This is a genomic window from Flavobacterium sp. FlaQc-47 (genome assembly GCF_044006475.1).
GTDB lineage: Bacteria > Bacteroidota > Bacteroidia > Flavobacteriales > Flavobacteriaceae > Flavobacterium.
Window position 1 is genome coordinate 614,737 of the sequence record NZ_JBIPCQ010000003.1, and the last position, 13,264, is coordinate 628,000.

12 protein-coding genes and 1 tRNA gene are annotated in these 13,264 nt (G+C 31.9%); 5 read left to right on the top strand and 8 right to left on the bottom strand.

Annotated elements, in window-relative coordinates; translation table 11 throughout:
- Positions 1-64: 64 nt before the first annotated feature.
- Positions 65-1,978, top strand: a complete 1,914-nt coding sequence (gene abc-f, locus ACHRVX_RS12270; RefSeq protein ID WP_395332567.1) for a ribosomal protection-like ABC-F family protein — start codon at positions 65-67, stop codon at positions 1,976-1,978.
- A 937-nt stretch (positions 1,979-2,915) separates the two neighbouring features.
- On the opposite strand, the gene ACHRVX_RS12275 is transcribed toward abc-f, so the two are convergent.
- Positions 2,916-3,875, bottom strand: a complete 960-nt coding sequence (locus ACHRVX_RS12275; RefSeq protein ID WP_395332569.1) for an App1 family protein — start codon at positions 3,873-3,875, stop codon at positions 2,916-2,918.
- Positions 3,876-3,941: 66 nt separating this feature from the next.
- Between ACHRVX_RS12275 and ACHRVX_RS12280 the strand changes: the two genes are divergently transcribed.
- A complete protein-coding gene (locus tag ACHRVX_RS12280; RefSeq protein ID WP_395332571.1) occupies positions 3,942-4,811 on the top strand; it encodes a diacylglycerol/lipid kinase family protein in 870 nt (289 codons plus the stop codon).
- A 287-nt stretch (positions 4,812-5,098) separates the two neighbouring features.
- Here the strand turns inward: ACHRVX_RS12280 and ACHRVX_RS12285 are convergent, their stop codons facing one another.
- Entirely contained in the window at positions 5,099-6,244 is a 1,146-nt protein-coding gene (locus tag ACHRVX_RS12285; RefSeq protein ID WP_395332573.1) for a GNAT family N-acetyltransferase, read from the bottom strand.
- Between the two features lie 117 nt (positions 6,245-6,361).
- Complete coding sequence (locus ACHRVX_RS12290; protein ID WP_395332575.1) at positions 6,362-6,850, bottom strand: DUF1761 domain-containing protein; 489 nt, start codon at positions 6,848-6,850, stop codon at positions 6,362-6,364.
- Between the two features lie 257 nt (positions 6,851-7,107).
- Here ACHRVX_RS12290 and ACHRVX_RS12295 point away from each other — a divergent pair, with 257 nt between their 5' ends.
- The 3 genes from ACHRVX_RS12295 (at position 7,108) to ACHRVX_RS12305 (ending at position 9,474) form a co-directional block, all read left to right on the top strand.
- Positions 7,108-7,413, top strand: coding sequence for a hypothetical protein (locus tag ACHRVX_RS12295; RefSeq protein WP_213307268.1), 306 nt, complete (start codon positions 7,108-7,110; stop codon positions 7,411-7,413).
- A 261-nt stretch (positions 7,414-7,674) separates the two neighbouring features.
- Positions 7,675-8,334 carry an IS1 family transposase gene (locus ACHRVX_RS12300; protein WP_395332577.1) on the top strand — a complete coding sequence of 220 codons (660 nt, stop codon included), beginning with the start codon at positions 7,675-7,677 and terminating at the stop codon, positions 8,332-8,334.
- 96 nt (positions 8,335-8,430) lie between these two features.
- Positions 8,431-9,474, top strand: coding sequence for a tetratricopeptide repeat protein (locus tag ACHRVX_RS12305; protein WP_395332579.1), 1,044 nt, complete (start codon positions 8,431-8,433; stop codon positions 9,472-9,474).
- A 118-nt stretch (positions 9,475-9,592) separates the two neighbouring features.
- On the opposite strand, the gene ACHRVX_RS12310 is transcribed toward ACHRVX_RS12305, so the two are convergent.
- The 5 genes from ACHRVX_RS12310 to ACHRVX_RS12330 form a co-directional block, all read right to left on the bottom strand.
- Positions 9,593-9,665 (bottom strand) — tRNA-Met (locus ACHRVX_RS12310).
- A gap of 127 nt (positions 9,666-9,792) precedes the next feature.
- A complete protein-coding gene (locus tag ACHRVX_RS12315) occupies positions 9,793-10,317 on the bottom strand; it encodes a DUF4269 domain-containing protein (RefSeq protein WP_395332581.1) in 525 nt (174 codons plus the stop codon).
- 23 nt (positions 10,318-10,340) lie between these two features.
- Positions 10,341-10,634 (bottom strand): hypothetical protein, encoded by a 294-nt coding sequence (locus ACHRVX_RS12320; RefSeq protein WP_395332583.1) that lies wholly within the window; start codon positions 10,632-10,634, stop codon positions 10,341-10,343.
- Positions 10,635-10,644: 10 nt separating this feature from the next.
- Positions 10,645-12,174 carry a glycosyltransferase family 39 protein gene (locus ACHRVX_RS12325; RefSeq protein ID WP_395332585.1) on the bottom strand — a complete coding sequence of 510 codons (1,530 nt, stop codon included), beginning with the start codon at positions 12,172-12,174 and terminating at the stop codon, positions 10,645-10,647.
- 199 nt (positions 12,175-12,373) lie between these two features.
- A complete protein-coding gene (locus ACHRVX_RS12330; protein ID WP_395332586.1) occupies positions 12,374-12,922 on the bottom strand; it encodes a DUF4494 domain-containing protein in 549 nt (182 codons plus the stop codon).
- Between the last annotated feature and the right edge of the window lie 342 nt (positions 12,923-13,264).

The window sequence follows — 13,264 nt, forward strand, 5'->3', positions numbered from 1 at the left end:
TTAAATTACCCATTGATTTGGAAGTGTAAATTTACACAATCAATTAGTTATAAAATAACAATACATGCTTAATATACACAATTTATCGGTTTCTTTTGGAGGTTCATATTTATTCGAAGAAGTAACTTTTCGTTTAGGTGCTGGAGACCGTGTTGGACTTGTCGGGAAAAATGGTGCTGGAAAATCGACGATGCTTAAAATTCTGGCAGGAGATTTTAAACCGGATTCAGGACAAATTGCCACCGAAAAGGAAGTCCGAATGGGATTCTTGCGTCAGGATATCGATTTTGAACAAGGAAGAACCGTTCTTGAAGAAGCTTATGAAGCATTTACGGATATTAAGATTGTTGAAAAAAAATTAGAACAAATCAATCATCAATTGGTTACCAGAACCGATTATGAAAGTGAAGAATACAGCCAGATTATCGAAGATTTATCTGATTACACACATCGTTTTGAACTTTTAGGAGGTTATAATTATGTGGGTGATACTGAGAAAATTCTTTTAGGATTAGGATTCAAAAGAGAAGTTTTTGATAACCAGACTGAAACATTTTCAGGAGGTTGGAGAATGCGTATCGAATTAGCTAAATTATTATTGCAGGCAAATGATATTTTGCTTCTGGATGAGCCTACCAATCACCTTGATATCGAAAGTATCATTTGGTTAGAAAATTTCCTTCGTAATTATCCTGGAGTTGTGGTCATTGTATCGCACGATAAAATGTTCCTTGATAATGTAACCAATCGTACAATAGAAATTTCATTAGGAAAAGCCTACGATTTCAATAAACCATATTCTCAATATTTAGAATTGCGTCATGAAATTCGTGAAAAGCAATTGGCGACTCAAAAAAATCAGGCGAAGAAAATTGAAGAAACAGAAAAATTAATCGAAAAGTTCCGTGCAAAAGCTTCTAAAGCTTCGATGGCGCAATCGTTAATTAAAAAATTAGATAAAGTAGAACGTATTGAAGTTGATGAAGACGACAATTCTGTAATGAATATCTCTTTTCCAGTTTCAAAAGAACCGGGAAGGGTAGTAGTTGAAGCCGATCATGTAACGAAATCATACGGCGATAAAACAATCTTAAAAGAGATTAACTTATTAGTAGAACGCGGAAGCAAAATTGCTTTTGTGGGTCAAAACGGACAAGGAAAGTCGACTTTTATCAAAGCTATCGTTGACGAATTTGAATATGAAGGAACGATAAAATTGGGACACAATGTACAATTAGGATATTTTGCCCAAAATCAGGCAGAATATCTTGATGGTGAGATTACCTTATTGCAAACCATGGAGGATGCCGCAATGGATACCAACCGTTCTAAAGTTCGTGACATGTTAGGTTCATTTTTATTCCGTGGTGATGATGTGGAGAAAAAAGTAAAAGTACTTTCTGGAGGAGAGCGTAACCGTTTAGCACTTTGTAAGTTGCTTTTACAGCCCATAAATGTATTATTGATGGATGAGCCTACGAATCACTTAGATATTAAATCTAAGAACGTTTTAAAGGCTGCTCTTCAAAAATTTGGCGGAACTCTATTATTGGTATCTCACGATAGAGATTTCCTGCAGGGAATGTCTAATATTGTTTACGAGTTCAAAGATCAAAAAATAAAAGAATATTTAGGAGATATCAATTATTTCTTAGAACAGCGCAATCTTGAAAACATGCGTGAAGTCGAGAAAAAAGATGTTGCAAAAGCAGCGTCCCCTAAAGAAAGTAATAAAACATCTTACGAAGATCAGAAAAAAGGGAAAGCGCTACAAAATAAATTAAGTAAAGTTGAAAGTCAAATCAAACAATTAGAAAGAGACATTCAGCACGATGATAAATTGCTGGCTTCAAATTATGACAAACATATCGAAGACGCTTCTTTTTTCACCGCATACAACAAAAAGAAAGCTGATCTGGATCAATTGCTTCTTGATTGGGAAATTGTTCAGGAAGAGATTGATAATTTTACGGTTTAATTAGTTTTCAGTCTCAGTAACAGTTTTCAGTTTCTGGCGAATAAAAAAGTTTATATTATTCACAAACCTTTGTCAAATTTCAAACTTGGCAAAGGTTTTTTTATGATTTTCAGGAGCAATTCCAGCTTTCCGTTTCAAGTCCTCACAAAAAAAATGCATTTCTAATGTTGCAAAAAGAGCTTCTTCCAGTCGCTTTTTTTCAACAGGAAATGCAATTTTTTTTGCTCCGGGCTTTTCTCTTCAATCAGGGCTATTTAGTCGCAGTTTTCAGTTTTTAGTTTGCGCAACGTTTGTATAGTGGAGATCCTAATCATTTAGTTAAGCTTTTTTGATAATTAGAAGTAATTCGTACCAAGAGCTGAAATATGCCGTTAGGCACTCAATATTGGTAGATAATATAGGTTAGAAATAAGTTGGCGTGCCGTAGGTACGCAACAAAATGATATATATAGTACCTACGGCACACAATATGTATTCCGATTCCTGTTGACTACCAATATTGACTGCGAAACGGTAAAAATTATAGACTTTCAAATCTTGATTGACACCAATGATATGATTTTCGATTTTATGCTGTTTCGAACATTAAAAAAGCACTACTCTTTGTCGAGTTTTGCGTGTGATCTCTCCCTTCGGTCGAGATGACAAGATTGGGTTTGGATTGTTAGAATGGATTTTAGTCCATTCTAACAATCATTATTTCTTCCTTCAGAACTTTATAAAATACCGGAGAAATGATCTATTTTGTAGCAACAGATTTCAATACTTTAAAATAAACGGAATAATTAATTATATAATCTCAAAAACAAAAACAAACAAAAACAAACAAAAACAAACAAAAACAAAACCAGCGTAAACCCGTATAATCCGTATAATCCGTGCGCCATTAATCGCATTTCACAAATAACATCTCACAAGTTTACCTGACGAATACTATTTAAATAATCCCAATAGATTTTGAATGCATAATAGCTTCACTACTATTTTTATAATAGCAAACCGAAACATCTAGATTCTCTAAGTTTTTCATGATAGTTTTGGTTGTTTCTTTCTGGTGTCTTCCGGTTTGCCTGATATAAACGGCTTTAACAGTCACAGGAAATATTTTGCAGATTCGTTCATATAAAATAGGATCATGTTGCGAGTCATCGCCTAATAAAACATATTTTAGATTAGGATAAAACTCTAAAACGTGCTTTATTTTATCAAATTTATGATCGTGATTGCCGCGTCCGCTCATGAAAAAATCAGTGATTCCCCTTTTAATATCCTTCAGTAAAATTACCGCTCTTGGCAGATCATGTATTTTAGTAAATTTTACAATAAATCGGTATAAATTCCATTCGCTGCTGGAAACATAAAAAAAAGCATTTTCCTCTTCCTTATTGTTTCTTCCGGCGGAACTCAAAGCCTGATAATGAGGTACAACATCTGTAAATACTTTGCGGTCATTTACATTTTTAAACAAAAGAATGTATATTTTTTTAAAAAAATTCTGAGTGTGAGAAATCAAAAAAGTATCATCAATATCAGATATAATGCCAAGTTTTCCTTTGTGAGGTCTTATGAAACTGCCTTTTTCGGTTATGGTTTCCGTACCTTCTTTAATACTCACTTCATAAGTCATCCATCCAAAAGAAGTTTCTTCGTCCAGCGGAATACAAAATTTAAAATATCCGTCATCCAATGTTTTGGTTCGAATTTCCTGCTTGCCGCATTTTAGATAAATATCAAAATTTTTAAGGGTTTTTATCCTGAATTGATTGATGATAGAAGTAGCGTTTTTGAAGTTTTTCTTCTGAAAATCATAATCATACGTTCTTTTAAAAACATGTCCCATTACAATTAATTCTGCTTCATTTGCGTAACCTCGATATAATTGTAAAATTGGTTTCATTAATTGCGTATATTTATATATAGATGCTGTAAATTAATTATTTTAATTGACTTTAAAAATAAAATCGTGAAAAAGAATATCATATTTGTTGTAAACCCTATTTCAGGAGACCTTGATAAATCAGATTTGATTGAGGCTGTGCAAGAGTTTGCAACCACAAATAATTTTGATCTGGAAGTTTATGAAACTACAGGTAAAAGTGATCAAAAAGAAATACAATCACTTTATAATCAATACTCACCGGAACGTATTATTGTTGCCGGAGGTGACGGAACCATAAAAATGGTTGCCGAAGCTGTCGAACAATTTGATGTAATAATTGGCATTTTGCCCGCCGGATCTGCAAATGGTTTATCTGTTGATTTAAACTTGCCAACAACAATTGAAGAGAATCTAAAAATCGCCTTTTTACACCATTATATCGATATGGATATGATTTGTATTAATGGTAAAAAAAGTATTCATTTAAGCGATATTGGTATTAATGCAGACTTGGTTAAGAATTATGAAGAAAGTAATATGAGAGGTTTCTGGGGTTATGCCCTGCAAGCTTACACCACTCTTGTAGATTCTAACGAACCTTTTGTGGCTACGATCAAAACTAAAAAAGAAACCGTTGAACATACCGCAAGAATGATTGTTATTGCCAATTCTCAAAAATACGGAACCGGCGTTACTATTAATCCGCATGGAGCGATGAACGACGGCCGATTTGAACTGGTGATTCTAAAAAGCCTTGATATATTATTACTGGGCAAAATTATTACCGGAAATATGCCAATTGATTCTGATGATATCGTGATTATTTCTACAGATAAAGCCGAGATTACAACTAATTATCCGGTCAATTTTCAAATTGACGGAGAGTATTGCGGCGCCCAAAGTTCATTGGAAATTCATATTCTGCACAAGCAGATGAAAATTGCGGTTCCTTAAAAAAATCAGTTTTTATCAGCGTTTTCGCTTTAGCGAATCAATAAAATCAGCGTTTAATTTTGACGCGGATAAAACAGATTTACTTCGTAAAAACGCGGATAAATACGGATTTTATTTTCTAAAAGCTTAACCTAATGACATTTCCCTACTGGACATTTTTGTATTGGTTTTTGTTTTTTTTACCAACACGTAAGTCCTAGCGGAGTATCGCTTTATTTTTGAATATTTAAGCAGGTAGAGATATATTGATAGAAACAAATAATCCCATAATATTTGCCGCCGTTTTATTATTTAAAAGGATTGCGTTCCTGCCAATCGGTTTTGGGTTCGAGATAATTGAATAATTTGGCGATATTATGATTTATTAAAGCATTGCTGTGTGTAATTAATCCGTACATTTTTACTGGTTTTGCACCAACGGAACTTTTGATTTCAAGTGCTGTTCTGGCAAAAACAATTTGGGTAAAACCTTGATTGATAGAATAGGCAATCATGTCGTACAACATGTTTAAATACAGCATTTTTTCGCGCTGAATGGACTCGTCATATCCTAAAAAGTAGGTATCCATGACGCTTCCGTTTTTGATTAGGGTATTAAATCCTATTAGTTTTTCATCTAAAAAATAACCGTAAAATAAAAAATCATCTTTCATGATTTCCTTAAAAAAGCTAAAATGATTCCTGGCCAGGAAAAAAGTATTGAAAGGCGCATTTTTAGCCACATGAAAATACAAATCATAAATTACATCTTCGTACTTTTTAATGTCTGATAAGGACATTTTTTTCTTCTCGATTCCTTCCGCTTTTTTACGGGCGCGTTTGTATTGATCCCTGTATTTTTTTGATAAAGCATCAATATAATCCTGCTCGGTTTTCCAGTTTGTATTGATTTCAAAAATCATATTGGGCTGCGTCGAGAACGTATAATTATTTTTAAATTCAGCTTTTAGTGGCTCAATTTCACTTTCGGTAAAATCTTTAATGCTTGTTATATGCACTTTTTTACCGCTGGCTTTCAAATCTTTTTTAAGCTGACTAATGGCTTTATGTAGTGTTTTAATAGCTTTAGATTCTTTTGCATCTTCATGAAAAACAAAGGCATTTTGTCCCGTAAGCATATTATTACCAACGAACAATACATGTGAGGCAAAATTTTTGAATGCAAAATTACGTACCGAAGTTTTTAAACACTGATCGCGATCTCCAAAAGATTCCAGTTTTTCGGCAAATAAAAATTGCGTTAAAACAATCCCGATAAGTGTGTCTTCATTAAAAATTGCGATAAAATGACAAATCATATTTACCGGACAAGAGTTTTCCAGCACTTCGAGATATTCTCTCGTCAAAAAAATATTATTTACAGCCAGCAAATTCCATTCCTGAGGCAATAGTGACGCGCTTTTGTAAATTTGAAAAGAGTAAGTTGTATTCAAAAGAGTGAGCTAATTTTTTCAAAATTAGGTAATATTTATAATAACTCAGTTTGTTTAAGTTATTATTAAGAAAAACCCATTTAAATTTTGAATTCAAATGGGTTTTTGTTTTTATAATTAAGCGTATGCGCAGATAATTCCGCCCATTAAAGTAAGCGTAACAATCCAGTATCCGGCATGAATAAAGATGTATCTCCATGATTTTCTTTCAAATAAACCATTAACTCCAATAATAGGAAAAGCAAAAAACAATCCAGACATAAAACCATGCAATGCGCCGTGTTTAAAGGTTCTGTAGGCTTGTCCGTAATCTGTCATGAAGGCTTTAAACGACGGTTTTGCGCTCTCTATTAATGGTGGTCCGCCAACCATGCCAATTGCGCCGGACTGATGAACGGTTAACGACATCAGCGTAAGCGTAATCATTAAAGAAAAGATATACGTAAGCCCAAATATTTTAAGCATACTTCCGGTTTTGAGCTGCTCTTGCGTGAGATTACTTTCACGCATCCAGATTGTGCCAAACACTTTTGGGTTGTACCAAACAAAGCCAACAAATAAGGTAATAAACGCTGATAAAACTAAAGCAAGGGGGTTAATATTCATGATATTAGGTTTTTATGATTAGTTAATTCAAATTTAAATAAAAAATTACAAGTTTGAAAGTTTGAAAAATGTGAATGTAAAAACGTTAATTCTTTCGTTTTTTTATTGCTTGAAATTGTGGGTGTTTTATCATGTAAAAATTATATATAATTTTAGATAGTATTTTTTATCAATTTGCTTTTTTTTCATAACTTTAATTCTTCAATTTGCATTCGAAATAAAATAAAATATATTCTAACCTTTTTAATTATAAAATTATGGTAGTACAATATCAAGGTGAACAACACGGAAAATCCAAAACATTTACACTTCGAATAATAGGGAATAATTTGTCTAAAAGCAGTTCAAATTACCAAATTGATTTATTAGAAGGCGATAAGCAATTGCCCTTATTTACAACGGCAATTCACCAGAGTTTATCCAATTGCCTGAAAGAAATTTATTTATTCAGAAAACATAACGGAATACAATTCAAGGCATCGTCTGAGAAAATTGCACCGCTTTTAGTACCATATGACTTGGTTTTATTCAACTATAATAAAGGAGCTTTATTTATGGCTTAAGCCAAATATATTTAGCAAGATAGTTAAAGACTGTTCCTTTTAGGAGTGGTCTTTTTTATTTTTATTGAAAGTGGATGCTGCATTTTGGTAGTGTTGCAGATCAGGTGTTTTTATAATGTAACCACTTAACTAACTGAAAAAGAATATATAATTTTAATTGTTGCTAGAGAAAGAGATGACCAACAGTTCGTCTCTTTCTTTTTTTGTCTTTTAATAAGCCTTAAAATGCTTTTGCCTTACCTTAGTGTTTCAAATTAGGTCATGAAAATAAAATGTAATTTTTGTAATGGTAAATGCATAAAAAATGGATTTCAATCTAACGGAAATCAGCGTTATAAATGTTGTATTTGTCAAAAAAGACAACAGATTGACTATAGGTATAATGCTTATAAAAGGAATATCAATCAGGAGATAGTGTTGTTCACAAAAGAAGGTTTAGGAATAAGAAGCACAGCAAGAATATTAAAAATATCAGCCACAACATTATTGAAAAGAATTGTTTCAATTGCCAGAAGTATTATCAAACCCATTATCAGTAAAGGCCAGACTTATGAAGTCGATGAGTTGTGTACTTTTATCAGACACAAGAAAAATTATATCTGGCTGGTTTATGCATTGGAAAGGAATTCTAAAAAAGTTGTGAGTTTTAATGTTGGGAAACGAACCAATAAAACGCTGAGTCATGTTTTGGAAACTCTAAAATTATCAGAAGCTAAAAAGATATTTACGGACCGATTAAAAAATTACAGATATCTGATTGAGGAGAAACTGCATTCGGTAAAACGTTTCGGCACCAATCATATTGAAAGGAAAAATTTGACACTCAGAACTCATCTGAAACGACTCAACCGCAGGACAATCTGCTTCAGTAAAAGTTTAGTGATTTTTACTGCTGTTTTGAAGATTTATTTTTGGATTTGAGTAATAAAACAGTAAGTTTATCCTTTAAAATTGCTCTTGAAATTGAAAATATTTTTTTCTAAAATATAAAATAGATCTAACAAGTATATATCCAAAATGAAAAACATTTTTTTTATCATAGCCTTTATTTTCTTTTCTAATATTTATGGACAGATTAAACTTTCAGCAATACAAGGATATTGGGTAAAAAACAAGGTAGAAATGAAAGATGGCAGTGATCTTTTTGACCGATTTGTAGAAGATTCTGCTTATGCTGAATATCGGATTGATCAAAATAAGTTATGTATTAATTCAAGTCCTATTCATAGAACTAATGAAAGTTGTTTAGATTTCAACCTAGTTAATGATTTAATAAGAACATCTCAATATGCTGGTTTTGTCATTGAAAAAGTAAGTAATGATTCTCTAATATTAAGCGAAAAAATTGATGGTTTAACAGATGATAAACTAAAAAGATTATACTTTAGTAGACAAGAATTTGTACTTGCAAAGTTTAAAGAAGAAAATAAAAACAAAAAAAATATAATCGCTTCAAAATTATTCACACCAAAAACCAGTTCAACAATTGAAATAGATTTGAATAAAGCCTTTAAAAATAATTATTCAAATTTTGAATTGATTGGAAGTTTTAAAATTTATCCTGCACAAAAAAAAGTAAAGACAGCTATAACATTTTCAACACAAAATGATTCCTCAAGAATAAGAGTAGTAAAAAAAGTTATTGATCATTCCTTTGAAAAATGGGATCTAAAAAACTTTCGGGATTATGAATCCATTGAAATTCCATTTGTTTTGAAAAGTGAAATCACAAAAAGATATTGGGGGATTAAAGTAGTATTTTTTACAAAAGATTTAACTGAATTTGAAAGGATTTATGGTATAAAAATGGAGGATCTTAGAAAATCCTCCGATTACTTTAAAAAAGCATTAGTCGCTTACGATGAAAAAAGATACTCAGAAGCCATTAAATATTTTACAGAGTCATATAGTCTTGATCATAAAAATATAGATGCATTATATAATAAAGCGGCTGTATATTTTGAATCTGGAGATAAGAAAAATGCCTGTCAAGTATGGTTGGAAATTTCAATGTTGGGTCAAGTAAATGCGAAACAATTGTTTCTGGAGAAATGCAATTGATAAATAATGATTAAGTTACTTTACAAGTGCAGAATACTGCCATTGGCTCGAGCGTCACCCGTTAATGCAAAGTATCCAAATAAAAAAAGCTCCAGATTTCTCTGAAGCTTTGTCTTAGTAGCGGGAACAGGACTCGAACCTGTGACCTTCGGGTTATGAGCCCGACGAGCTGCCTACTGCTCTATCCCGCGATGTTTCGGGTGCAAAGATACACAGTAATTACTGTTTTGCAAAGAAATTTCGGGATTATTTTTAAATTTCGGCTTTTTTGTTGTAAATGTTTAAATAATAGCGCTTTAAATGTTGAAACCATAATGGCTAAATTTTATAATCCAGTAATTCTGAGTAGGGATCGCCTCTTAATCCCAATAAAAAAGCAAAAGCAGGCTCGGTTTTATAGCCATTTTGTTTGAGCTTGATGATTTTTAATCTGAAGTTTTCGTCTTTTGACTGTAGAATTTTATGTTCTATAATCATGTGTTTGTAGCCATTTTGGTTTTTGGTGGGAATGTTTTGTCCAAAAATTTCCATTTCAAAATCATCTATTTTAAAATTTGCAATAACAGATTCGGATTCATTAATGATTGCTTCTCTAATTGTGAAATCAATTTCTCTTCCAAAAAAGGAATGCAGCTTTTCTATAAAATCGGTTTTGTTTGTCCAATGGCAAATAATATCCAGATCGCTGTTTTCAATATCAATATTGATCGGAATTGTACCAACCAAAACAGGATCGAACTCAGCGAGATTTGATACGATTTTATTTTGAGTTAAAATCTCAAAAGCATGAATCTGTTTTTGAGTTCCGTTTTTTAAATATTCAATAGTGGTGAAATCAATCATTAGTTATTAATTTAATGAGATTTTTAATCTGCAAAAGCAATAAGTCCGCTTTTTCTGTTATCGGCGATACTCAGTATTTGTTTTAGTTGTTGTATGTCAGTATCATTTTGTGTTTCTTGGTTTGATGCAATGTTCAAAATTTGCTTTATGACTGTAGTATTCCATCTAAAATCTGAAAAATAATCATAATTGTCAGGTATGATTTTTTTCGTTTTTAAATTTTGAAATGTTTTGTCGTCCAGATTATCAATAAATTCCAGGTCTGATGGTGATTCCTGCGTAATTTGTTCGTCATGTATAAGATAGAAGTCTAACATACTTTATACTTTATTTCTTATTATAACTTTTTTCTTGCTTAATCTCGTCTTCGATTCTTTTATTGATATTGATTTTAGCATTGGTAAAAACATAAATAATTGTTTGGTATTCACGCGCGTATTTATTGGTTACTTCGCCTGCGATTTTAGAGGATTCAAAGTACGGACTTGTTTCCTTAAATTCATTATTATGTTCTTCGTGAGTTTTGATTCTGATGAGGTTTTTATATTGAATATTGAGATTGAACCAATTCACATAATCAGCATTAAACGAAACAGCTTTTATTCCTTTTTTGGTATAATAATTTATGGCGCCGGCTTGTCCGTAATTGTCGCAAAGTACAAGTGTTTTTTCAGTATTTGGCATTAATGCATAAACCGAATCTGTTTTTCGGGCGAGTTCTTTCCAGCCCAGCATATCGGCAAAATCTTGTGGTAAATCATGATCTTTACCATCTTCCCAACGCAACATTCCCAATTTTTTATATTTCTCCGGATGGTTCACAATATATTCAGGACTTTTATTTGGGAAGGATAAATAATACATCGGAATAAAAAACAATAACGGAAGGATAATAAAAACAGGTTTAAGATAACGTTTCCAACCCGTTTGAAGAATTTGAGAAAGAAAGGCAGCGCCAAAAGCAATATAAACAGGATATAACCCAATGGCATAATACGCTTTGGCTTTTAGATAAATAAAGACAACAAGTGTGAAAATTATGGAAGCAAAAAAGAGTTTGAATTTTGCAAAAGGCTTGTAAAATAACAAAGCATATAAAGCGGCAAGAATGACAAAGAAGGAGCCGATAAAAAACAGGATTTGTTCTTTTAAAAAACCTAACCGATCGACATTTACCAATTGTGTTTGGGACAATACTTTCATGTGATGTACAATTGGAAATTGGTTATTGTATTGCCATAAAAGATTGGGTAAAATTAAAACCAATCCTAAAATTAAGGCGAAGTACAATTTTTTCTCAGTAAATACTTTGCGTTGATCTGATAGTATAAGAGCGGGTAGAAGACCAATTAGTAAAAATAGAATATTGTATTTGTTCAGGAATCCAAAAGCAAATAAGATCGCACCAATAAAAAGCCATTTTGGTTTTTCGGTTGATATGTATTGGATAATTACATAATAAAATGCTGTCCAGCACAAAACGTCTAATGAATTGGGCTGATATAACATATTGATTCGCAACAATGACGAAAACAAAATGCAAGTTGCGCCTAAAACCAAAGCGTATAAATTTCCTTTTAAAACTTTGATAGTTTTCCAGACTATTAAAAGTGTCAAAGCGCCAAAAAGGGCAGGGACGAACCTTATCCAAAAAACTGAATTTCCCAGTAAAAATATCAGATACGAAATCCAGGAAGTTACCGGCGGAACTGATAAATAACCCCAGGCCAAATGATGTGCCTGGTCCAGATGCAAATATTCGTCGCGCTGTAAATCATATTCAGGACTTATCAGGAGATATTGTAAAACAAATTTAAAAAGAATAAATCCTATTAGAATTATTGTTTTTTTGGTCATCTGGTTTTGGTTTTTTGGTTGTTAATGGTTTCGCTAATTTATAATTTATTTCGAATCTTCGATTAAACAGATTTGTCTTAAATACTATAAAATAAAAAAGCTCCAGATTTCTCTGAAGCTTGACTTTTTGAATATTTCAATATTAAAAATTGAAATATTTTTGGAATTTGGAATTTGTTTTTTTGGAATTTTAAAAAATTTATTCTTCTAAAGCTGTTTCAAATTCCATATGATCAATCGTTTCAACTTCTGCCTGTGCAGGTTTTGAAGCTTTTAATGCATTGAATCTTTCTAATTGTTCCGTTTCTCCTTCTTCACCGCTAAAATATGGGAATACATCCATAATTGGCGATTCGGCAACTGCCGGAATAGAATATTCTCCCATCGTGCTTTGCATTACATGAAGCGTATTGTCATAAGCTTCTCTCACATCATTTGCCTGAACTAATAAATACATATTCGATTTTCTTTCTTTACCGCTTTCTTCGTCATAAGCCATTAAAGAAACTTTTGATTTAAACCAACGATCTGCGTTTTCAAAAGGATGAATCTCAGCATAATTAGCCACTTTTATATTCGTGATTTTAAATTCTTCACTAATATAAGCCGCCATTTCTTCATTTATTCTTTTCTCTGCTTCTGTATAAGATAAAGCATCAACCAAATAAGGTTCGGTTAAAACTTTTTGTCCGCCAGTTTCGTCAGTCTTTCTATATTTTACTTTGCATTCGTACCAAGTTGCGCTCATCTCTATAATTTTTAAGGATGCCAAAGATAGATTTTACAGGAAAATAAAATCTTAAATCCGGAAATAGATATTCACAATTTAGGATGTTATTAGGTAAAGGATTGAAATTTAGAAATTTATGAAAAGTTAATATTTTTACTACTTTAAAATCTTTGTGAAATTGATGCAGAATTTCTGATGCTCCAAATTTCAGTAATAATGGAATTTAATGGAATTTAATGGAAATTGGAAGAATGTAAATCGGGTCAAATTTATTTCATTAAATATTTTTATTCATTCAACTAAAACCTTTTCGTAAATTTTATTATGTTTGCTAAATCGATTTAGCAATTATTCAAACTT